Source organism: Flavobacterium sufflavum (assembly GCF_004016525.1).
Classification (GTDB): Bacteria; Bacteroidota; Bacteroidia; order Flavobacteriales; family Flavobacteriaceae; genus Flavobacterium; species Flavobacterium sufflavum.
Genome location: NZ_SACJ01000007.1, coordinates 134,619 through 158,039, shown reverse-complemented (window position 1 = coordinate 158,039; position 23,421 = coordinate 134,619). Strand labels below are relative to the sequence as shown.

14 protein-coding genes are annotated in these 23,421 nt (G+C 33.0%); 3 read left to right on the top strand and 11 right to left on the bottom strand.

Annotated features, from left to right (window positions below):
- The first annotated feature begins 3 nt into the window (after window positions 1–3).
- Together EOD40_RS12310 and EOD40_RS12305 are read left to right on the top strand one after the other, a co-directional pair.
- Entirely contained in the window at window positions 4–3,102 is a 3,099-nt protein-coding gene (locus EOD40_RS12310) for an efflux RND transporter permease subunit (protein WP_128195956.1), read from the top strand.
- 73 nt (window positions 3,103–3,175) lie between these two features.
- Complete coding sequence (locus tag EOD40_RS12305; RefSeq protein WP_128195954.1) at window positions 3,176–4,486, top strand: TolC family protein; 1,311 nt, start codon at window positions 3,176–3,178, stop codon at window positions 4,484–4,486.
- A gap of 222 nt (window positions 4,487–4,708) precedes the next feature.
- Here the strand turns inward: EOD40_RS12305 and EOD40_RS12300 are convergent, their stop codons facing one another.
- The 5 genes from EOD40_RS12300 to EOD40_RS12280 form a co-directional block, all read right to left on the bottom strand.
- Entirely contained in the window at window positions 4,709–5,752 is a 1,044-nt protein-coding gene (locus tag EOD40_RS12300) for an o-succinylbenzoate synthase (RefSeq protein ID WP_128195952.1), read from the bottom strand.
- Window positions 5,753–5,892: 140 nt separating this feature from the next.
- Window positions 5,893–7,092, bottom strand: a complete 1,200-nt coding sequence (locus EOD40_RS12295) for a tetratricopeptide repeat protein (RefSeq protein WP_128195950.1) — start codon at window positions 7,090–7,092, stop codon at window positions 5,893–5,895.
- A gap of 129 nt (window positions 7,093–7,221) precedes the next feature.
- Complete coding sequence (locus EOD40_RS12290; RefSeq protein ID WP_128195948.1) at window positions 7,222–7,899, bottom strand: metal-dependent hydrolase; 678 nt, start codon at window positions 7,897–7,899, stop codon at window positions 7,222–7,224.
- A 147-nt stretch (window positions 7,900–8,046) separates the two neighbouring features.
- Window positions 8,047–9,009: a 1,4-dihydroxy-2-naphthoate octaprenyltransferase gene (gene menA, locus EOD40_RS12285; protein ID WP_128195946.1), complete on the bottom strand. Its 963-nt coding sequence runs from the start codon at window positions 9,007–9,009 to the stop codon at window positions 8,047–8,049.
- A gap of 80 nt (window positions 9,010–9,089) precedes the next feature.
- Window positions 9,090–9,920: a 1,4-dihydroxy-2-naphthoyl-CoA synthase gene (locus EOD40_RS12280; RefSeq protein WP_128195944.1), complete on the bottom strand. Its 831-nt coding sequence runs from the start codon at window positions 9,918–9,920 to the stop codon at window positions 9,090–9,092.
- A 216-nt stretch (window positions 9,921–10,136) separates the two neighbouring features.
- Between EOD40_RS12280 and EOD40_RS12275 the strand changes: the two genes are divergently transcribed.
- Window positions 10,137–10,979, top strand: a complete 843-nt coding sequence (locus EOD40_RS12275; RefSeq protein WP_128195942.1) for a hypothetical protein — start codon at window positions 10,137–10,139, stop codon at window positions 10,977–10,979.
- A gap of 636 nt (window positions 10,980–11,615) precedes the next feature.
- Here the strand turns inward: EOD40_RS12275 and EOD40_RS12270 are convergent.
- The 6 genes from EOD40_RS12270 to EOD40_RS12245 all read right to left on the bottom strand — a co-directional run bounded on the left by EOD40_RS12270 (window position 11,616) and on the right by EOD40_RS12245 (window position 23,070).
- Window positions 11,616–12,470, bottom strand: coding sequence for a CvfB family protein (locus EOD40_RS12270; protein ID WP_128195940.1), 855 nt, complete (start codon window positions 12,468–12,470; stop codon window positions 11,616–11,618).
- Window positions 12,471–12,696: 226 nt separating this feature from the next.
- Entirely contained in the window at window positions 12,697–14,301 is a 1,605-nt protein-coding gene (locus tag EOD40_RS12265; protein ID WP_128195938.1) for a family 43 glycosylhydrolase, read from the bottom strand.
- A gap of 161 nt (window positions 14,302–14,462) precedes the next feature.
- Entirely contained in the window at window positions 14,463–15,650 is a 1,188-nt protein-coding gene (locus tag EOD40_RS12260; RefSeq protein WP_128195936.1) for a carboxypeptidase-like regulatory domain-containing protein, read from the bottom strand.
- A 52-nt stretch (window positions 15,651–15,702) separates the two neighbouring features.
- On the bottom strand, window positions 15,703–18,180 hold the full coding sequence (locus tag EOD40_RS12255) for a Plug domain-containing protein (protein WP_128195934.1): 2,478 nt from the start codon (window positions 18,178–18,180) through the stop codon (window positions 15,703–15,705).
- Window positions 18,181–18,192: 12 nt separating this feature from the next.
- Window positions 18,193–20,583: a TonB-dependent receptor gene (locus tag EOD40_RS12250; protein ID WP_128195932.1), complete on the bottom strand. Its 2,391-nt coding sequence runs from the start codon at window positions 20,581–20,583 to the stop codon at window positions 18,193–18,195.
- Window positions 20,584–20,664: 81 nt separating this feature from the next.
- Window positions 20,665–23,070 (bottom strand): hypothetical protein, encoded by a 2,406-nt coding sequence (locus tag EOD40_RS12245; RefSeq protein WP_128195930.1) that lies wholly within the window; start codon window positions 23,068–23,070, stop codon window positions 20,665–20,667.
- Window positions 23,071–23,421: the final 351 nt, after the last annotated feature.

Sequence of the window (23,421 nt, the reverse complement as noted above, 5' to 3'; positions counted from 1 at the left end):
AAAATGAGTCTATCCACCTTAAGTATCAAAAGACCAGTATTGACCATAGTCATGAATCTGGCAATTATCATATTCGGAATCATCGGATATACCTATTTAGGAGTTCGGGAATTTCCATCTATCGATCCCGCCCAGGTTTCAATCAGAACCAATTATACCGGTGCCAATGCCGATATTATTGAATCCCAAATTACTGAACCTTTGGAAAAAGCCATCAACTCCATAGATGGGATTAGAAATATCAGCTCTTCCAGTAATCAAGGGAGCAGCATTATTACAGTAGAGTTTAATTTAAATAAAAATCTGGAAGAAGCCGCTAATGATGTTCGTGATAAAGTATCTCAAGCACTAAGATCACTACCGCAAGATATTGATGCTCCTCCTGTAGTTACTAAAGCTGATGCCGATAGCGATGCCATTATTTCGATGACGGTTCAAAGTGATTCGAGAACCCAACTCGAATTGAGTGACTATGCCGAAAATGTGATTTCGCAAAGACTGGAAACCATTCCCGGTGTAAGTGGCGTACAAATTTGGGGACAAAAACGCTACGCGATGCGTTTGTGGATTGATCCTGTAAAACTGGCTTCTTATGGATGTACGGTTGCAGAAGTTAAAACAGCCTTAGAAAAACAGAATGTCGAATTGCCTTCGGGAAAATTAACTGGAAAAAATACTGAACTTACGGTAAAAACAGTTGGAAACTTATCCACAGCCGAAGAATTCAATAATATCATTATCCGTTCGGATGGTGAAAAAAATATACGTTTAAGCGATATTGGTTATGCCACTTTGGATGCCGAAAACATAGAAACTAAACTTACACAATCAGGTCTTCCACTGATAGGACTTGCTGTTATTCCTCGTCCGGGAGCTAATTATCTGGATATTTCTAAAGAATTTTACAAACAATTCACCGCTTTAAAGAAAGACTTACCTAAAGATATCCATTTAAACATTGCCTTAGACAACACCATTTTTGTCAAGAAATCGGTACTTGAAGTTGCTGAAACTTTAGGAATTTCTATTTTATTGGTAATCTTAATTATTTATCTGTTTTTTAGGGATTGGGCGATTGCTTTCCGACCATTAATTGACATCCCCGTTTCTTTGATTGCTACCTTTTTTATCATGTATCTCTTTGGTTTTTCGATAAACGTGTTAACTCTTTTGGCAATTGTACTGGCAACAGGATTAGTGGTTGATGACGGAATTGTAGTTACCGAAAACATATTCAAGAAAGTCGAAGAAGGAATGAGTCCTATAGAAGCCGCCATCAAGGGTTCTAACGAAATATTCTTTGCCGTAATTTCTATTTCTATCACCCTGGCAGCGGTATTTTTACCTGTAATTTTCCTGGAAGGATTTGTAGGTCGCTTGTTTAGGGAATTTGGAGTTGTTATTGGTGCTGCGGTATTAATTTCGGCCTTTGTATCACTTACGCTTACACCAATGTTGAATGCCTATTTAATGAAAGGAGGCGAGCAAAAGAAATCTAAATTTTACGAGTTAACCGAACCGTATTTTGAAAAACTAAACAAAGGATATGCTGATGCCCTGGAGCGTTTTATGGTAAAAAAATGGATTAGTTTCCCTATTTTGATAACTTGTTTCGGACTCATATTTACATTCTATAATTTATTAAAAAAAGAAACGGCTCCTTATGACGACCGAAGCTCTATCATGATTAGAATGACTACTCCTGAAGGCTCCAGCTTTGAGTACATGGACCGATTCATGCAGGAAATTTCAAAATTAGTCGATGATTCTATTCCGGAGAAAAAAGTAGCCTTAACCCTTATTGCGCCTAATTCGGCTGCATCAGCAGTAAACAGTGGTTTTATCCGACTTTCATTAAAAGAGGCCGAAGATCGAAAAGTATCGCAACATGATATTGCCGATAAATTAGGTAAATGGACAAAACAATATCCTGATGCTAAAATTTCGGTTACTGAACAGCCTACAATTGCTGTAAACAGACGTGCCGGATTGCCTATTCAATACATTATTCAAAATCAAAATTTTGATAAATTAAGAGCTAAAATTCCTCAGTTTATGGAAGCTGTTGCTGACAATCCAACTTTTTCTATGAGTGATGTAAATTTAAAATTCAACAAACCCGAAATCAATGTTTCCATAGATCGTGAAAAAGCCGAGAGTCTGGGAGTTTCGGTAATTGATATTGCTCAAACCTTACAACTTTCGTTAAGCGGACAGCGTTTTGGTTATTTTATGAAACAAGGAAAACAATATCAGGTTATTGGACAATTTGATCAAAAAGACCGTTCCAAACCATTGGATTTAACCTCAATGTATGTCAAAAACGACAAAGGAGAATTAATTCAAATGGATAATATTGTTCATGTAGATGAGCAAAGTAATCCTCCTCAATTGTACCACAACAACCGTTTCATGTCAGCCACAGTTGCTGCAAACCTGGCTCCGGGCAAAAGTATAAGCGACGGAATTGAAGCCATGAATGAAATAAAAGCTAAAGTTCTTGATGATACTTTCACTACAGATTTAGGGGGAGAATCCCGTGATTTTGTTGAAAGTAGCTCCAATACTGCTTTTGCTTTTGGACTGGCTTTGTTGTTGATATTCTTGATTTTATCAGCTCAATTTGAAAGTTTCATCGACCCTTTTATTATAATTTTAACGGTTCCAATGGCGGTTGCAGGGGCTTTATTTTCTCTTTGGTTATTTGACCAAACCTGGAATATTTTTAGCCAAATTGGGACTGTAATGCTTATTGGACTGGTAACTAAAAATGGTATTTTAATTGTGGAATTTGCCAATCAGCTCAGAGAACAGGGAAAATCAAAAATTGACGCGATTATGGAAGCTTCCGAAGCGCGATTGCGCCCTATTTTAATGACCAGTTTAGCCATTTCGTTAGGAGCATTGCCTATTGCCTTATCATTAGGTGCTGCTGCTACTAGTAGAATTGGTATGGGAGTGGTTATCGTAGGAGGAACTATTTTCTCTTTAATTCTGACTTTATTTGTCATTCCTGCTCTTTACTTTATGTGGTCAAGAGCCAAAAAACATTATCCGGAATTTGAACATATTGAAGAATACGAAAATCAAAGTAAATCATAGATTTTAATTTAATAAAACTGACAGCTTTAAAGCTATTAGTTTCAAAAAATAATTCGTAGACAACATTTATCCTATGAAAACTAAAAATATATTAAAAAGTCTCATTTTATTCTTGATTTGCATTGCAAAAACAAATGCTCAGGAAGTCCTGACTATTGAAGATGCCCTGAAAATTGCATTGGAAAATAATTATGAAATTAAGATTGCATCCAATAATTTAAAAGTAAACGAAACCAATAATACGATTGGAAATGCAGGAATGCTGCCTAAACTAACTGCAACTATAGTTGACAATAATAATATTCAAAATTTATCTCAAACTCGTTCGGACGGTACGGTTAACAGCGTGAACAACGGAAAAAGCAATAGTTTGACTTATGGTGTAGGCTTAGACTGGACCATTTTTGACGGCATGAAAATGTTTGCTAAAAGAGACCAACTGGAAGAACTTCAAAAATTAGGAGAATCTACTTTAAGACTGAATGTTTTAACTAAAATTGGTGATGTTTATGCCACTTATTATGACCTGGTACAACAGCAGCAACAATTAAAAGCCCTGGATTCTACACTTATTATTTCGAATCAAAGGCTAACATTGGCACAAAACCGATTTAACATTGGGAAAGCTTCTAAACTGGAGGTTTTAAATGCTCAGGTAGATTTAAACACCGATAAAGTGACTTTGTTGAAACAAAAAGAATTATACAACAATACTAAAATTTTGTTGAACCAAATTCTGGCCAGAGAGGCTAAAATTGATTTCAAAGTAATGGATTTTATTCGGGTAGATGCCGGTTTAAAATTAGATGTATTGAGTGATTTGGCACAAAAGCAAAATCCACAGTTAGAAGCCCAAATTATCAATAAAAGAGTCGCCGAATTACAATTAAAACAAGTAAAAGCAACTCGATATCCAACATTAAAAGTAAATACAGGTTATAATTTTTCTGAAAATGAGTCCAGTTTAGGATTTACTACCCAGTCTTCGGCAAGAGGATTGAATTATGGATTCAGTGCTTCGTTAAATCTATTTGATGGTATGGCACAACATCGGAACGAAAAAATTGCACATTTAGCCATTGAAAATGCCGAAATACAAATTAAACAACAAAGTCAGGCACTGGAAACTCAATTAGCGACTGCCTTCCAAACCTATTTAACTAATTTGGAATTGATTTCATTAGAAGAAAAGAACGAAGCAATTGCCAAAAAAAATCTGGAAATCACCCTGGATAAATTCCGTATTGGGACCATTACGACTTTAGAATTCAGAACTGCCCAATTAAATTATATCAACGCAACAGTACGTTACAGCAATGCCCAGTATCAAGCCAAATTATCTGAAATTGCCTTAAAAGAATTGGCCGGAAAACTGGATTATTAATTCAATAATTATCACACTGAGCTTGTCGAAGTGTTTATTTTTCTAAATATTCGACAGGCTACTGATGACGCTTTTATTAAGTAAAAATTAATTAATTTTCTTTTTTCTTGATTAAAAAGAAACAAAAAAATCAAGTCTACACTTCCTCTTAACTCAAATTAGTTTTTGAATACAAAAAAAATAAAAATCTTACAATATTTTTTTTTTATTAACGGTAAACAGCTATAATTTTTCAAAATTAAAGTTCCAATCCAACTCTTTTTTATACCACAATTGTCCTGCAGAAACTTCAAGCGGACAATCAAAGTTATTGGTATAAAGTGCTCCTGTTCCCAGTCCCTGAGGCATTACATTATGTTGTAAAAAAGTCCATTGAGCGATTGCATTTAAGCCAATATTACTCTCTAAAGCCGAGGTAATCCACCAACCAATTTGGTATTTTTCGGCTAATAAAATCCACTCTTGTGTCCCTCGAAAACCACCTATGAAACTCGGTTTTAAAATGATATATTGAGGCTTGATTTTTTGTAGTAATTCCTCTTTTTCAGCCAATGAAAACACACCTATTAACTCTTCATCCAAGGCAATGGAAAAAGGAGTCGTTTTACACAGCCCTGTCATCATGTCAGTATTATTTTTTTGAATAGGCTGCTCAATACTATGTAATTCAAATTCAGACAATTGATTTAATTTACTTAAAGCTTCATTTAAGGCAAAAGCACCATTAGCATCCACACGAATTTCTACTTGTTCAGGGGTGAAATGTTCCCGAATAAAGCGCAATAATTCTAATTCTTTTTCGAAATCTATAGCGCCAATTTTGAGTTTTACACAACGAAAACCTTGCGCCAGTTTTTCTTCTATTTGCTGCTTCATAAAAGCTGCTTCACCCATCCAAATCAAACCGTTAATTTCAATCGATTTTTCGCCTTCAGTAAACTCAGAAGGAAAGAGTAAAAAAGGTGTTTCACTCGCTAAGGATTGAAAAGCCATTTCGACTCCAAACTGTATCGAAGGAAACTCCATTAAAACCTCCCAAAGTGCATCTTTACCCAAATGAATATTAGTGCAAGTCCATTGCAATTTGGCTTCATAATCAGGTCGGTCATCAGCGCTTAAACCTCTTAGGATTCCACACTCTCCTATTCCCTTTTTTCCGTCCTTTTCCAGAACAAGAAACCAAGTTTCCTTTTCGGTCATCACACCACGGGAAGTTCCTGATGGTCGTTTGAAATTAAGAATGTATTTATGATAGGTTGCTTTCATTGTTTTTAACCACAAAGGGCATTTTACCGCAAAGATTCACTAAGGTTTCGCTAAGATTTTTGAAAAGTTCTCGACTTCGCTCGAACTGACAAACTTATTTCAAAAATCAACTCTTTTCTCTTTATTCTATTTTCTTTTCTCTAATTCAACAACTTCAAAACCCTTTCAAAATCCTGATTTTGAATTCCAGATTTTGTAAAAGTTTGATAATCGTCTTTAATTTTTTGAGTCCAGCTTACACTATCAGTAACATTTTGATTTTGGTATTCTTTATAGATTGTTTTTGCTTTCGAATATTCGCCATTCAATAAATAAGCGTGTGCCAAATTCAATTTGACTAACAACTCTGTATCATCCAGTTTTTCGCCTTCTTTCAAGGACTTAATGGCTTTTCCAAATTGTTTAGTCAAAAGATAAGAATAGCCCAAATTACTATAATCTAAAGCAGTTGCTTTTTGTTGATTGACAATTTCGTTGTAGTTTTTTATTGCAGTACCATAATCACCTTTTTTGATATTATTCGAAGCTTTTGTCCTCAAATCATTAAAAACAGTTTTTGCAATTCCGGTTTCTTCAAAACAACTCGCCCCAAAATCCTTACAAGCCTTGGTTTGCTCCATAGGCAGAAGTTTTTGGAATTCCTGGAAAGTATATTGTTTTTGGATTTTATCGCCAATACAAACGCAGAAATCGTCCGAATTCGCCATTTTTCTGGCTAAAGCCGAAGTTTTGCATTGACTGATGATGTTTTTTCGGTTTTCCAGCGTCCAGCCTCTACTTAATTTTGCATCCACCCAAGGCACGACTTCGAGAACGATTTTCTGTTTCATAATCCAATTGGAACTCTCGAAACCAAAATACAATTTACTCGTATTCGATTTAATGCAAGTAGATTTATCGATAGAAAGACGCTTGGCATCTTTGCTCACGGGAGTGTTTTGAACCAAACAAGCATTAGCAGTTTCTCCCTTTGAACTATAGGCATCAGCTAATTCTTTAGTCGAAAAAATAACGTATTTGCATTTGTCGTCTCCCGAAATTTTGGACAATAAAAAAACCGCTCCTGCCGAACCCTGACTTATTCCTGTAGGATCCGGAATCGATTTCAAAACCGAAACCAAACTGCTTGCCATTTGTTGGTTATCATCCAAAAGGGTAATTCTATAAATCAATTCGGTTGTTCCTGCCGGAAAATCATCGGTTTCTATAATTATCCTATCTCTTGCCGAAACAACAATTTCTTTAGAAGTAGCTCTTTCTTTGTCCCAATAACCTGATTTTTGAGCAAAAACGGACTGGTAAAAAATGCTAATGAATAGCAGTGTAATTATTTTTTTCACGGATGTGTTTATGTTAACGATACGAAACTAGCCCTGATAGCAACGGAAATCCTTGACTGCCGGTGTTCGGCAGGCAAGATTGCAGCGGATAGCAGGTCCCGATAGCTATCGGGATAGCTTCTAAAAAATTTACAATTCGATGCTGTCTCCTATTTCAAGCAACATTAAGTCTTTTCCTTTGTCGAAAAACTTTTGAATAGCTTCTTTATGGTCGATTTTAATATAACCAAAAGTATCGTAATGATAGCCTAAAATTTTATCGCATTCCACAAAATCAGAAGCCAGAATTGCATCTTCTACATCCATAGTGAAATTATCGCCAATTGGAAAAATCGCTAAATCTAATTTGGTTCGCATCGGAATCAACTTCATATCCATTGTTAAAGCGGTATCGCCAGCGATATAGATATTTTTATGCTCGCCTTCAATAACAAAACCACCCGGATTTCCTCCGTTTGAACCATCAGGAAACGAACTCGAATGAATAGCATTTACATATTTTACTTTTCCAAAATCAAAATTCCAGCTTCCGCCGTGATTCATGGGATGCGCCTGAAAACCTTTGGCAGCATAATACCCCGCAATTTCAGCATTAGAAACAATAACTGCACCGGTGCGTTTTGCAATTGCTTCAACGTCCAGAATATGATCTCCATGTGCATGGGTTAGCAAAATATAATCGGCTTTTAAATCTTCGATAGCGATATGTTCAGCCAATGGATTTGCCGAAATAAAAGGATCCACAACAATGTGTTTTCCTCCTACTTTAATTCCTAAAGCCGCATGTCCGTAATAAGTTATTTTCATTTTTATTATGTTTTAATATTAGCACGCAGATTTAGCCGATTTATGCAGATTTTAAAAAATTCATTATTTCTTATTAAAGATAAATAAGATTGTTACAATGAATGAATTTAACTGTAAACCATAAACTAAAAACTGCAAACCAAGAATTTATCTTCCGCCTAAAAAGGCATTAACAATTATATCTGAAAAAAAGTAAATCATACATAAAGACAATAAAACCGAAAGCGCAACAGTGCTTAAGGCTAACTTTTTCAACTCTGGATCTAATGCTTTAGGTTCTTTGTTTTTATATACTGTAATTAAGTGTTTTGTTAAAGGAATATAAACCAATAAAAACAAGTATTGATCAAATTTGAATTCGCTTATAATAGCAAATACCAAGGTCAAAACCATCGCTCCAACAATTAAAAAGTAGTGGTATTTTTTAGCTTTTGCTCCACCTATTTTTACAACAATCGTATTTTTTCCTGATTTTTTATCCGAAGCTTCGTCACGCATATTGTTCAAATTCAAAACCCCTACACTTAAAAAACCAATAGCCATAGCCGGTAAAATAAGTTCGAAATCAAGTTGCTTTGAATATAAAAAGTTCACACCTAAAGTACTTACCAATCCGAAAAAGACAAAGACAAACAAATCGCCATAACCACGGTAACCGTAAGCGGTATTTCCAACGGTATATCTAATTGCAGATAAAATTGCCAAAATCCCTAAAACAAGATAGAATAGCGAATAGAATAAATTAGTATCTCTAAAAGCATAATAAATCAATGCCATTGCCGAAAGCAAGGTCAAAAAAGAAGTGATAATAATAGCACGCTTCATAGCAGCAGGCGTAATCACACCACTCTGAATGGCACGTTTAGGCCCTATTCGGTCTTCATTATCGGTTCCTTTCATTCCATCACCATAATCATTGGCAAAATTAGAAAGGATTTGCAATCCTAATGTGGTTAGAATGGCAAAGCCAAAAAGTCTCCAGTTAAAAACTTCGGTAGGCGTTAATATCTCATCCGTAGGATGCGCCAGAGCATACATGCTTCCTACAATAATTCCTGATACAGACAAAGGTAAGGTGCGCAATCTTGCGGCTTCAATCCAGTGTTTCATTATAATTTTATTGTTTATGGTTTGCGGTTTTTAGTTTCTGGTTCTAACTGAATACTAAAAACTGAATACTGCTTACTAAATTATGGCAACCATTTCTTTTCAAAATTAGGTTTTCTTTTTTCAAGGAATGCATTTCTACCTTCCTTAGCCTCTTCGGTCATATACGCTAATCTGGTAGCTTCACCGGCAAAAACCTGTTGACCAACCATACCGTCATCAGTAAGATTCATCGCGAATTTCAGCATTTTGATTGATGTTGGCGACTTAGCTAAAATTTCCTGTGCCCATTCGTAAGCCGTAGCTTCTAATTCGTCATGCGGAATTACAGCATTTACCATTCCCATTTCAAACGCTTCCTGAGCCGAATAATTACGTCCTAAAAAGAAAATTTCGCGTGCTTTTTTCTGTCCCACCATTTTAGCCAGATAAGCCGAACCGTAACCTCCGTCAAAACTGGTTACATCAGCATCTGTTTGTTTAAAAATAGCGTGTTCTTTACTTGCCAAAGTCATATCGCAAACTACGTGCAAACTATGTCCGCCGCCCACAGCCCAACCAGGAACTACTGCAATAACCACTTTTGGCATAAAACGGATTAAACGTTGTACTTCAAGAATATTCAATCTATGATATCCATCATCACCTACATATCCTTGATGACCGCGTGCATTTTGATCGCCACCGCTGCAAAAAGAGTAAATTCCATCCTTAGTTGATGGCCCTTCTGCCGATAACAAAACGACACCTATAGAAGTATCCTCTTGCGCATCATAAAAAGCGTCGTATAATTCAGAAGTTGTTTTAGGTCTAAAAGCATTTCGAACATTAGGTCTGTTAAATGCTATTCTGGCAACACCGTTGCATTTTTTATAAGTGATATCTTCGTATTCTTTTGCTGTGATCCAATCCATCCTAAGGGGTTTAAATTATTTTAGCGTAAAATTAAATCATTTTTTACACTTTATCTATGCTATCCTTTATTTAGCCTCAAAAAGAATCGTTAACTCAATAACAAAATCCATCCAATAAAGTATTAGCCTACAAATTACAATTTTAAAATAAGTATTTTATTACTTTATTTTCTTATATTTACAGTAATTCCTAACATACAAAAACACTCTTTGATTATGGAAATATGGAATAAATACACTTCAAGAATCAGGCAAAACATCTTAGTTTCTTCCGGAGAAAATAAAGATTTAAAGTATTGGCGTGATGATATGTTTTCGAATACCATAATATACATCATCCCATTAAGTCTCATCGCTTTGATTCCTTCTCTAATTTGGGCCTTCGAATCAGAATACTTCATTATGTTTTTTGTTGACATCTTATCAGTTTCATTAGCTATGTTCACGGGATTAAAAAAAGGAATTAAAATAAAGAAACGCAAACTATTGTTTATAGGCATGGTATATACTTTAAGCTCCTTCCTTATTTATTTTGTGGGTCTAAACAGCACCCTGTATCTACTTGCAGCTTGTTTTTTAGCAACATTTATATATACTTTTAAAAACCAATATGCTCCTGCTCTGTTTAACGTATATATTTCGATTTTTTACATTTCCCTGTATTATCTCGACTTAACTCCCACACACAATATCGATTTTAAATCAAGTGAACTTTTTGCCGTTTTTTCAAATCTTATTTTCCTGAGTTTTTTAATTTGTTCCTTAGTTCCAAAATTATTCAATGGTCTTGACGAAAGTTTTAAAAACAATATCAAACACACCAAAAAAATAGAAAAACAAAATGAGGTTTTAAAAGAAATTACCTGGATTCAATCTCATGTGGTAAGAACTCCATTATCTCGTCTAATGGCTATAACTAATCTTTTAAAAGAAAACGACAATACCGAAGAAGAAAAAACATTTTTAATAGACAATATTATCGTATCAAGTAACGAATTAGACGAAGTGATTAAAGAAATTGTCACCAAATCAGAAAGCATACGTTCTACTGAAAACTAATTATAGGAAATGTCTAATAGTTCTTTTAAACGACTCCTTTTTTCAATTTTGACTTAAATTGAGTTTACAGTAATCCTTCTCCCGTTAATCCTTTAAAAGTGTTAAAATTTGTCGAATAAAGACTTTTTTTTGAAAGCTGAAACATTTTTTTTATTAATTTTAGACATAGTTAGTTCAGGAATTGGTTAAATATTTACAATACAAGCTAACTCAGGAGTCGCTCACTGATTTATTAACCTAAAAAAAGATTATTGAAACAAACAACAAGCTTTATCACTCTTTTTTGTACGTTACTAAATTTAAACTTCGGAAGAAAAGAGCCCAAGAGGGAGACACTAAATTTTATTAGAATTTACTCAAAGTAGCACCAACGGTAAACATTTGGATTACTATACGAGATGAAACAATCATCAAAAAGAATGCGTAAAATCCAAAGAAGCTATTCCAACCAAAGGTTCTTATTGCAAAATGGGATTCCAAATAGCATTTAGAGGTAAAAAAAGATAAAGAAAAGAAACGTTAACGAGAAACCTATAATTAGGATTTCCAATTGTCAAATATATTATAGCTTGTCCAAAAATAAGAAAGAGCTATAAAAAGAGAAAGACTAACCGCAAGGATTAGTCTTTCTTTTTTTTATTCATTCACGAGATAAATTCCGTCTTCCTTAATTTCAATCAGTTTTTCTTTATACAAAGCACCAATGGCTTTCTTAAAAGTCTTTTTACTCATCTTAAGTACCGTTTTGATATCTTCGGGATGCGAATTATCGTTTAACCTTAAAAATCCCCGGCTCGCTCTTAATTCGTTCAAAATTTTCTCAGCATTAGGTTCAATGCTTTCGTAACCTTGTTTTTGTAACGAAACATCTATTTTATTATCAGGGCGAATGTTTTTAATAAAACCGCGCATTCTGTCTCCTGTACGGATACTGTCGTCATATACCTCGTCTTTGTACAAAAGTCCCTTGTGTTTCTCATTAATAATTACGTTAATTCCAATTTCGGTAATATGAGAAACAATCAATTCTACTTCTTCACCTTTTTCAACGGTAAGCGTTTCGTTATTAAGAAATTGATTCGTTTTACTTGAAGCAACTAATCTATTGGTTTTTTCGTCCATATAAAGGTAAACCAAATAGCGTTTTCCTTTTTCCATCGGTCGGGCTTGTTCCTTAAATGGAACCAGAATGTCTTTTTCCATTCCCCAATCCATGAAAGCACCAACCTGATTGATGTAATTAACACGCAAAAGCGCAAATTCGTTCAATAAAATATAAGGTTCCAATGTGGTGGCCACCGGACGTTGTTCGTGATCTAAATAAACAAAAACAATAAGCTCCTCGCCTATTTCAAATTCGTTAGGGACATATTTATTAGGCAAAAGGACATCGTGAATTCCTTCTGGGTCTTGTTCGGGATTTCCCAAAAACAATCCTACTTTGGTATCACGTAATATCGTTAAGCTGTTGTATTTTCCTATTTTAAGCATTTTCTTCTTTTTTCTAAGCCGCAAAGGTACAACGTTACGGGATGATTTTAACCGCAAAGTTCGCAAAGTTTTTCGCAAAGCACACCAAGTTTGGAAAATTCAAAAAAATCTATGATAATCTATATAAACTACAGCTAATATTTTTACCACAAAAGACACAAAGTTTTTCACAAAGAATACAAAGTGTATTTTCAAAAAAATCTGTGCTAATCTGTGTAATCTGTGTTTATTTTTTCACCAAAGTCACATCATCCACTAAACAAAATGAATTAGCTGTTCCATTAGCAAAAAATCCAATTGTTATTTTACCATCTTTTACCACAATGTCTGAAATGCGAATGCTAGTCCAGGAAGGATTTTCATTCTCAATGCTAAATTTATAATCGACGCCTCCACTATTCGCAAACATTTTAAGTTCGGTGAAACCTTTGCTGTTTTTAACTTTAGCAGTCAAATTATACACCCCATCTTCTAAAATTACATAAGGAGAAGAACTAATTTGTTGAGTAATTTCTCTTGTAAAATCAACTTTATCGGTAATATTCAAGCTTTTTTCACCTATTACTTCTTTTCGGTCGCTTTCGGTATTAAAATAATTCAATTGTGGCGAAATTTCGCTTTTCACCTGAATTGTATTCCCTTTGATTACTTTGGTTTTCCAGCCTAATAATTGTTCCTGAACGGGTTTAAAACTACTCGGGATTTTATTTCTATCGGCTTCAAAACTGCCGTTTTTCACATAATTGTTATCTTCACCAACAGTCCAATCTCCAGTCTTTTCATCCAAATTCCATGAACTTAACGAATTAAAATAGGGCTTTACACCATCAAAAGAAAGCGGCACCCATTGATTGTATCCTAAACCATTACCCGCAAAATCAGCCCAACGGTCGCCACAATACACCACTGTTTCTTTGTCGTTTCTTTTGATTGTGTAAAAAAATCCGGTTTGTGTTACATGCGCATAATCTTCGGCAGAGCCTTTCATAATTTGCATATCGTTTGTAGGCAAATATGGCCCTCGTATATTATCAGAAACCAAATAATAGGCAAAAGAAGCATCCCAGCCATAGATATTAGAAGCGGCCATGTAGTACTTATTTTTGTATTTAAACATACAATTCCCTTCCCTGCTTTCTCCCTGAAAAACTTTGGTACAATCTAGAATAGTTACTTTTCCGTCTTTCACACCTATTTCAGAAACGTATATTTTATTACGTCCTTTTCCGTAGGAATAAATCAAATAGGATTTTCCGTCATCATCCGTAAAAACAGTTTGATCTCCAGTATTTGTTGTGCCAATCCAGGGTTGCATGTTTATTTTTTGATGCCAGATAAAATCTGCTGTTGGAGAATCGTCTAATGCTACCAAAACCTGACTTCCATGCTGAACAAATAGGGCGTATTTATTCATTTGCTTTACATAAGCCACTCCCAAACGACCAACCCAAGTTTTTTTTCCATCAGGAAAAGCTTTTACATCAGTAAAAACATCCCTTTCAAAAGTCCAATTCACCAAATCAGTAGAACTATAACATGTTATCGATTTAAAAGTACAATGGGGATAAGTTACCGTTGGTTCTTTGCGGTATTTCTCGGCTTCTTCATAATGCACACCATACCAATAGTATTTTTCAATCCCGGTTTGAAAATTTTTAAACTTAAAAATTCCACCACCCTGACTGTAAATAGGCTGTCCGTCTTTGGTATCCCAAAAAACATCATTTTTAATGTTTTGATTTTGTGCCAATGTATTTATCGTAAAACATAAAAGCAGTATTCCAATCCACAAAAATTGGCAATTTAACTTAACAGAACTTTTCTTTATCATAATTTGAGGGAATTAATCAGAATTTAAATGGCTAAAATATAAGCTAAGCAACAGAAAATTATCCTGCACTGTGCTGAATAAAGACTTAAATACTATTTTAAATTCTCTTGTTTTTTAATCGAATAACAAATCTTTTTAACTGCCGGAATATTCCGAGCATACTATTTTCCTTCTATAAAATTGTTCTCTTCATTTGATAATAAAATAGAATTTGAATTGGTAACAATATCTTTGGGAAGATTTTGATAAATTGGTTTGGATAAACTGATAAGACCAACATTCTTAACTTTATCAATTTGAGCATCTTTGAGCACATATAAATTGTTTTTTATATTTCCTTGATGTTTTATGTCGTTATAAGTTATACTAAAGTCTGCACTAGTTTCAAATGAATTTAAAGCCCATTTGTTATTTGTATTTTTTCTAAAATTCAATGTTGAAATAGAATTAATATTTTCATATGAAAACTCTTTATACCATTTATAGATAACGCTTTGGGTTATTCTATCTTTATTTTCTACTTCATATGTAAATGAAATTATTGCTTTAGTTGCTTTATCAAAAATAATTTTCCCTCTGCTTCGATAAGAATAACTATAAGTCCTTTTCCATTCAGAAGTAAAAGAAACTATCGTTTCATTTGCAGTAGAGTTTTCTATAAAAGCATTAAGATTAGGATTATATTTCAAGAAATTAATTAAAAAACTATTTAAATAAATAGAACCAATTATACTTTTTGTATCTATAAATCCACTATTCGATGGAATGTTTCCTTTAGGAATATCAGTAAAAATATCCATAGGATTGTTTTTATTAAAATCTATAGAACCTAAACGCAGTTTAAGATCACTCAAATGCTTTATTTTGTAGCTTTTGCTCCACCAGTTAACTTTTGTTACTATCAATCGTTTAAGTTTATTATCTATAGATAGTGTCTCTTTGAAATTACATTCTTTTTCAAAAGCCTTATTTTCATATAAGTTTTCATAATTTTCAAGTACATAATTTAATGCTTTGGTTAAATTAAAGGAGCGCACAACTACTTCGTTAAGATTTATTGATTTAGGAGTTAAAAAAAAAGTATTCAAATTCTTCAACTCTTTATAATTAATGATTATTTCTTCATAAGCAATATGCGAAATTTTTAAATCATAATCCAATATATTTATTATTGCTTTCCCATCAGAGTTAGTAAAAGTACCTTCCTGAATACCTGGATAATATATATTTACACTCTCAATTGGTAATTTTGTTGAGCTGTCAAATACAAGAATTTCTTTGTTTTGTGAATATGAAATGATATTTACAAGCAGTATAAAAGCCGGGATGTAATTTTTTATTTTCTTCATTTTTATAAATTCTTTTTACATAATGAATCTCCTATAAATATTTTCCTTTCTATTATTTCTTAATGTCATAATAAACATTCCTAACCACAGGAATACCATTCCCTGTAATTCCTTCTAAAGCTACTTTTACTTTGGTTTCCACCTTGGTGTTGTAATAATTCAAAGTTGCATTACTCGTTTTGTCTGGATGCACATAAGGATTCCAATAAATCGTGTTTCTTACTGCAGCTTTTTTATCTAATTCTACATCTGGCTTTTCAGGATCTGGCGAATAAAAAATACGGACAGTATAAAAACCTTCTATTTCTTGTTTAATTGATTGTAAGTTAGTTCTTGGCGGTTTTTTTATGTTTCCATTTGTAAAAATAGAAATAACACTACCATCTGATTCTTTTTCTAATATAAATAAATCTTTAACAATTGAACTTTGTATTACATCTATTTTTTCGACTTCAGTAGGCAAAATCCAAGCTAATTGACTAGGATCTATCATTGGACTACCATCTATTAAAATTAGCGGTCTTTTGTCAGGTATAGGTTCACCTTGCGGTGTTTCGTCACGTACACCCATAGCACGAGCACCTAAAACACTAACCGCTCTATCAACAACTAAAACACCTGGAACTTTATCTAAAACATCATAAATAGTAGCTAATGTTTTAGTGTTTTTATCAGCTATATAACTATAGTCAACAACTCCATAAAATACTGGTCGGACAAATTTATTTTTGGATTTAATTAAAACTTCTTTCAAAACATTCTCTGGCTTTACTCCAAAAGCGGTAAATTTCTTCAACACATTATCGGCAAGTGAATTAGTTGTTCCAACCAAATCTACCCATTCTTTTTTTAACAATACAGCCATTGGAGCTAGTTCAATAGAATCCAAAACTATTTCACCTCTAAACTTTCCTTTTTCGTCTCTGGTATTCAAATACATATTCGTTTTTCCTGAAAACATCAAGTTTTCAAATTGAAATCGACCAATGGAATCGGTAACAGTACTAAAAATATTTCGATTTTTTTTACTCATCAAAGCCAATGTGATATTATTATTTATCAATGGTTTATCTGCAAAAACTTGTTTTACCCTACCCGATATTGTAATTCCTTTTTCTGTTTTATAACTAACCTTAACATCTGATTTTGGTATTGTCTTCCATAGAAAATCACGCCAACCTTGGGTTAAAAGTAAATTGTCTAAATGCTCTAATCTTTTTGGATTAGTTTTATCAAAATAATAGCCCGGATGATATACTTTGCCACGAATGTCTGATTCCATCAGGAAATAGGAACAAATGTTCGAGTTAAAATCTTTCTCTTCCACTTGCCCATTCATATCAGTTACACTCAACGAAAAACTAGCAGATTTTGCTGCTCCAGTTTTCGATTTGGAAGAAACACTTACTATTGCTTTTTCATTAGGCTGATAACTTGGTTTATCTGTTAAGAGTTGAATGTCTAAATCCTGTTCTTTTTCAATAAAAATCAAGCGTTCACTTTGCGGTTTATTGTTGTTATCAAATAATGTGATTTGGCTTATTCCATCGGGAGTTTTGTCTTTTGGCAATTCAAAAGACAAAGTTGTTTCGGAAAATGTTTGTGTAGTTTCCAAGTAGGAAATTCCTTTGGCTTTGCAAACTACCGTAAGCAATGGATTAGGATTTAATTGTAAAGTAGCCTGATTGGTATTGATACTTACAATATTGCGCCCTTTTATTGTTCTAAAACTTAATAAATAACCTTGCTTGAGAACATTGGGAAGATCTTGACGAAGTTCATCTCCTGTTGAAGCTTTAATTTTGGCATAATATTTTTTCCCTTCCATTGGTAACATTTGCAATTTCCCCATGCCGTCGTGAACACTTTCAAAAGCAGTGACTAATTCGTTATCAGAATCGTAAATTTCGCCTTTACAATCAATTGGTTTTCCGTTGTTATCAATCGCTTTAAAACCAACTATACTAGCCACATTTTCTATAAGTGAACCTCCTTCTGGAAAGAAATCAACACGAAATGTATTTGATATAGTGGCTTCTTTTTTAGCGATTTTAGTTTCTAAAGGAGTCTTTTGTAATGTTTTTAGCTTATCATGTAATTCAAAAACATCAATAATTTCAATATTCTTTTTGAAGACAAAGTCTTCTCCAAAATTCCGGTTCCAATTGGTGTAAGCTCTTAATTGATAAGTCCCGGGTTTTACGCCAAGAGAATCCTTTAATTGAAAATCACCATAACCTAAGCCCATTTCTAAATTGGTTTTATTTCGGGCAATTATTTTAGAATCGGCAGAGATTAATTCTACATATAAAATATTACTATTATCAAAAAGCAGATTATTAGAAGCTCGTACATTATAGGCTTTGTACCATAAATCTTCACCAATAAAATAAGTTGATCGGTCGGTATGAAGATAGACTTTCTCAATATCAGAAATATTTTTTTTGTCTTGTGCCTGTAAAAAAACAGATGATAAGTACAAGAATAAAAAACAAGTCAAACTACAATATTTATCAAAAGTTGGAACCATATAGAAACTTATTTATTGATTATGTTTAATGGTATAATAAGTGTTTTTAACTACAGGAATTCCAGTAGCGGTAATTCCTTCCAAGGCTACTTTTACTTTGGTTTCCACCTTGGTGTTGTAATAATTTAAACTAGTATTTCCTGTTTTATCGGGATGAACATACGGATTCCAATAAATAGTGTTTCTAACTGCGGCTTTTTTATCTAATTCTACATCAGGTTTTTCTGGATCTGGAGAGTAAAAAACTCGTGCAGTATAAAAACCTTCTATTTCCTGTTTAATGGATTGAAAAGGATCTTTTTTGGGTTTGTTTCCTGTATTTGGTTTGGTGTAAATTGCAATAATACCTTTTTCTCCTTCTTCTCCAAAAAATAATGTTGCTTGTGCTCCAGTAATTACATCTATTTTTACGACATCAGAAGGATTAATAACGTCTACCCAAGATGATTGTTCATCTGGATAAATCCGACGACCATCTACTATAAAAATAGGTCCCTCTTCATAACGTGTAAAACGAACTGAACTACCGCCATCGCTAATAGTACCTGGAATCTTTTGTTGAATGAGTTCATAAATATTAATAAATAAATGTGTATCTTCATCTGCAATATAACTTTTGTCTGCAAATCCATAATTCCCATAGTTTGCAACTATATCATCTTTCTTTTTAGTAGTAGCCGTAACAAGAACTTCTTTCAAAATATTCTCCGGTTTTACACCAAAAGCGATAAATTTCTTGAACACATTTTCTGCAACCTCATTTGTTTCAGGCAAAACAATTAGTTCTTTTTTTAATTTAACAGGAATTGGAGCTAGTTCAATCGAATCCAAAACAATTTCGCCTCTGAATTTTCCTTTCTCATCTCTGGTATTCAAATACATATTCGTTTTTCCGGAAAACAGCAAGTTTTCAAATTGAAATCGACCAATAGAATCGGTAGTGGCATTAAAAATATTATGTTTCTTTTTACTCATCAAGGCCAATGTAATATTATTATTCACCAATGGCTTATCAGCAAAAAGTTGTTTCACTCTGCCTGATATGGTGATGCCTTTTTCTACTTTGTAAGGATTAGTTTCCTCAACTTTTGACATTGTTTTCCATACAAAATCACGCCAACCTTGGGTTAAAAGTAAATTGTCTAAATGCTCTAATCTTTTTGGATTAGTTTTATCAAAATAATAGCCCGGATGATATACTTTGCCACGAATGTCTGATTCCATCAGGAAATAGGAACAAATGTTCGAGTTAAAATCTTTCTCTTCCACTTGCCTATTCATATCAGTTACACTCAACGAAAAACTAGCAGATTTTGCTGCTCCAGTTTTCGATTTGGAAGAAACACTTACTATTGCTTTTTCATTAGGCTGATAACTTGGTTTATCTGTTAAGAGTTGAATGTCTAAATCCTGTTCTTTTTCAATAAAAATCAAGCGTTCACTTTGCGGTTTATTGTTGCAATCAAATAATGTGATTTGGCTTATTCCTTCGGGAGTTTTGTCTTTTGGCAATTCAAAAGACAAAGTTGTTTCAGTAAGTGTTTGTGCAGTTTCCAAATAGGAAATTCCTTTGGCTTTGCAAACTACCGTAAGCAATGGATTAGGATTTTGTACCAAAATGGCTTCGTTGGTACTAATACTAATAATATTCCTGCCTTTCATTGTTCTAAAACTTAACAAATAACCTTGTTTGAGAACATTTGGCAGCTCGACTTTTATTTCTTCCCCGATTGAACTTTTAATTTTGGCATAATACTTCTTAGCTTCTGTTGGCAACATTTGTAATTTTCCCATACCGTCGTGTACACTTTCAAAAGCAGTTACTAATTCGTTATCCGAATCGTAAATTTCACCTTTAATATCAATTGGATTTCCGTTAATATCAACAGCTTTGAAGCCCACAACACTAGCCACATTTTCTAAAAGAGAACCTCCTTCAGGAAAAAAATCAATGTGAAATGTGTTTTGCGTAGTTTCTCCTTTTTTAGTGGTTTTAGTTTCTAAAGAAATATTTTGAGGTGTTTTCGTTTTGTCATGTGATTCAAAAACATCTATAATTTCGATATTCTTTTTAAATACAAAGTCTTCTCCAAAATTCCTGTTCCAATTGGTATAAGCTCTTAATTGGTAAACTCCTGGTTTTACTCCCAAAGAATCCTGTAATTGAAAATCACCATGCCCCAAACCCATTTCTAATTTGGTTTTGTTTCTGGCAATTATTTTAGAATCGGGTGAAATTAATTCTACATATAATATGTTACTATTATCAAAAAGTAAATTATTTGAAGCTCTTACATTATAAGCTTTGTACCATAAATCTTCTCCAACAAAATAAGTTGATCGATCGGTATGAAGATAGACTTTTTCTATATCAGAAATTGATTTTTTATCTTGTGCCTGCAAAAAACCAAACGTTAAAAGAATGCATAAAAAACAAAGAATAGAACAATTTTTATAAAAAGTTACAATCATATAAAAGCTGAATTATTGATTATTTTTAATAGTATAATAAGTGTTCTTAACCACAGGAATACCACTGCCTGTAATCCCTTCTAAACTAACTTTTACTTTAGTTTCAACCTTAGTATTATAATAATTCACGCTCGTATTTCCGGTTTTATCAGGATGCACATAAGGATTCCAATAAATAGTATTTCTTACCTCAGCTATATTATCTAACTTTAAATTAGGCTTTTGCGGATCTGGAGAGTAAAAAGTTCGAGCGGAATAAAAACCTTCTATTTCTTGTTTAACAGTATAAACAGGAACTTTTTTAGGTTTATAATTCAAATTTCTATTTATAAAAATTGAAATTATAGGTACACCTAGTTCTCTTACTACCTCTATTTTTACAATTTCATTAGGCATAATATAATCTAAGTCATGATTTTCAACTCCATAACCATTTATTAATATAACTGGAACATCCTTTTCACCCACTACGCGTAAATCCCTATCAAACCTATCCTTAACCCAGATACCTGGAACTATCTCCAATACATCCCAAATAGAAACTAATGTTTTTGTTACTATATCAGGGGTATAAGTACTAAAAGGATTCTTATAATAGACTGGTTGCCAATACTTATTCTTAGCTTTAACTACAACTTCATTCAAAACATTTTCGGGTTTTACTCCAAAAGCTGTAAATTTCTTTAATACATTTTCAATAAACGAATTATTTACTTGTTGTAAGACGATTGATTCTTTTTTAAAAGAAACCAACATTGGAGCTAGCTCAATAGAATCCAAAACAATTTCGCCTCTAAATTTTCCTTTTTCATTTACACTATTTAAGTACATATTCGTTTTTCCAGAAAAAACTAAATTTTTAAATTCGAATCTACCTATAGAATCTGTTGTTGTACTGAAAAAATTACGATTCTTTTTACTCATTAATGCCAATGTCAGATTATTATTCACCAATGGTTTATCAGCAAATACTTGCTTAACTTTTCCAGAAATGGTGATGTCTTTTTCTACTTTAAATTCGGTTTTAGGAGTTAGTAAAGTTTTCCACACAAAATCACGCCAACCTTGAGTCAATAATAAATTATCTAAATGCTCTAATCGCTTTAGATTGTTTTTATTAAAATAATAGCCCGGATGATAGACTTTTCCACGAATATCAGATTCCATCAGGAAATAAGAACAAATATTTGAATCTAAATTCTCATCTTCTACACCATTTATATCCGTTACACTTAGTGAAAAACTGGCTGATTTTGGATCACCAGCCTTTGATTTAGACCTAATATCAATAATAGTCTTTTCATTTGGCTGATAATTTAATTTATCCGTTACAAGTTCAACCTCTAAATCGTGTTCCTTTTCGATATAAATTAATCGCTCACTTTGCGGTTTATTGTTGTTATCAAATAATGTGATTTGGCTTATTCCTTCGGGAGTTTTGTCTTTTGGCAATTCGAAAGACAATGTGGTTTCAGTAAGCATTTGTGAACTTTCTAAATAGGGAATCCCTCTGACTTTACATACAACTGTTAATACTGCATTAGGATTTTGTGCTAAAGTGGCTTCGTTTGTATTAATACTTACAATGTTTTTACCTTTAAATGTTCTAAAACTTAATAAATAACCTTGTTTAACTATTCTGGGGAGTTCTACTCGTAATTCTTCCCCTGATAAAATTTTAATTTTTGCATAATATTTTTTTCCTTCAATTAGTAGAATTTGAAATTTTCCCATACCATCGTGAACACTTTCAAAAGTTGTAACCAATTCGTTATCAGAATCGTAAATTTCACCCTTGACTTCGATAGGTTTTCCGTTAATATCAACCGCTTTAAAACCTACAACACTGGCCACATTCTCTAGAAGCGAACCGCCTTCAGGGAAAAAATCAACGCGAAATGTGTTTTGTATTGGAGTAGTCTTTTTTATGATTTTACTTTCCGAAACTTTACTTTGATTTAGATTGGGTTTAATATTCGATTCAAAAACATCTATAATTTCAATATCTTTTTTGAATACAAAATCATCACCAAAATTCCTGTTCCAATTGGTATAAGCTCGTAATTGGTAAACTCCAGATTTTACTCCAAGAGAATCCTGTAATTGAAAATCGCCATGACCCAATCCCATTTCTAAATTGGTCTTATTTCGGACAATTATTTTAGAATCGGGTGAAATTAATTCTACGTATAAAATATTGCTATTATCGAAAAGCAAGTTATTAGAAGCACTGACATTATAGGCTTTATACCATAAATCTTCACCAACAAAATAAGTTGATCGATCGGTATGAAGATAGACTTTCTCTATATCAGAAATATTTTTTTTGTCTTGTGCCTGTAAAAAAACAGATGATAATATAGACCAAAAAACACAAACTAAACTGCAATTTTTACTCCTTATAAAAACTTTAACCATATAGAATCTAAATTTATATTTCACAATTAAAAAACAATCAAGCTATGTAAAATTCCTAATAAATCATATCGCAATTATTAAGCCAAACATTACAAAAAAAATGTTAATTTAAAACAGAGTAAATAATTTATTTTGACAACATTACATACCAACTGTAGTAAATCATAAAAAAATATTGTGCATTAGCATAATGATTGAACTAAATTGAATTTGTGTTTAGGATCACATAAAAAAAACCGCTAAAAAAGCAAAATCAAAAGACTTTTGCACTTTCCAGCGGCTTGATAATTCTATTTTATTAGCTTTTTAATGATATAATAAGTGTTCTTAAATACAGCTATTTAGCATCAT

Excerpts from the sequence above, each read along its gene's own strand:
- EOD40_RS12310 (WP_128195956.1), top strand. The coding sequence starts at position 4 with ATGAGTCTATCCACCTTAAGTATCAAAAGACCAGTATTGACCATAGTC.
- EOD40_RS12305 (WP_128195954.1), top strand. The coding sequence starts at position 3,176 with ATGAAAACTAAAAATATATTAAAAAGTCTCATTTTATTCTTGATTTGC.
- EOD40_RS12300 (WP_128195952.1), bottom strand. The coding sequence starts at position 5,752 with ATGAAAGCAACCTATCATAAATACATTCTTAATTTCAAACGACCATCA.
- EOD40_RS12290 (WP_128195948.1), bottom strand. The coding sequence starts at position 7,899 with ATGAAAATAACTTATTACGGACATGCGGCTTTAGGAATTAAAGTAGGA.
- menA (WP_128195946.1), bottom strand. The coding sequence starts at position 9,009 with ATGAAACACTGGATTGAAGCCGCAAGATTGCGCACCTTACCTTTGTCT.
- EOD40_RS12280 (WP_128195944.1), bottom strand. The coding sequence starts at position 9,920 with ATGGATTGGATCACAGCAAAAGAATACGAAGATATCACTTATAAAAAA.
- EOD40_RS12275 (WP_128195942.1), top strand. The coding sequence starts at position 10,137 with ATGGAAATATGGAATAAATACACTTCAAGAATCAGGCAAAACATCTTA.
- EOD40_RS12270 (WP_128195940.1), bottom strand. The coding sequence starts at position 12,470 with ATGCTTAAAATAGGAAAATACAACAGCTTAACGATATTACGTGATACC.
- EOD40_RS12265 (WP_128195938.1), bottom strand. The coding sequence starts at position 14,301 with ATGATAAAGAAAAGTTCTGTTAAGTTAAATTGCCAATTTTTGTGGATT.
- EOD40_RS12260 (WP_128195936.1), bottom strand. The coding sequence starts at position 15,650 with ATGAAGAAAATAAAAAATTACATCCCGGCTTTTATACTGCTTGTAAAT.
- EOD40_RS12255 (WP_128195934.1), bottom strand. The coding sequence starts at position 18,180 with ATGGTTCCAACTTTTGATAAATATTGTAGTTTGACTTGTTTTTTATTC.
- EOD40_RS12245 (WP_128195930.1), bottom strand. The coding sequence starts at position 23,070 with ATGGTTAAAGTTTTTATAAGGAGTAAAAATTGCAGTTTAGTTTGTGTT.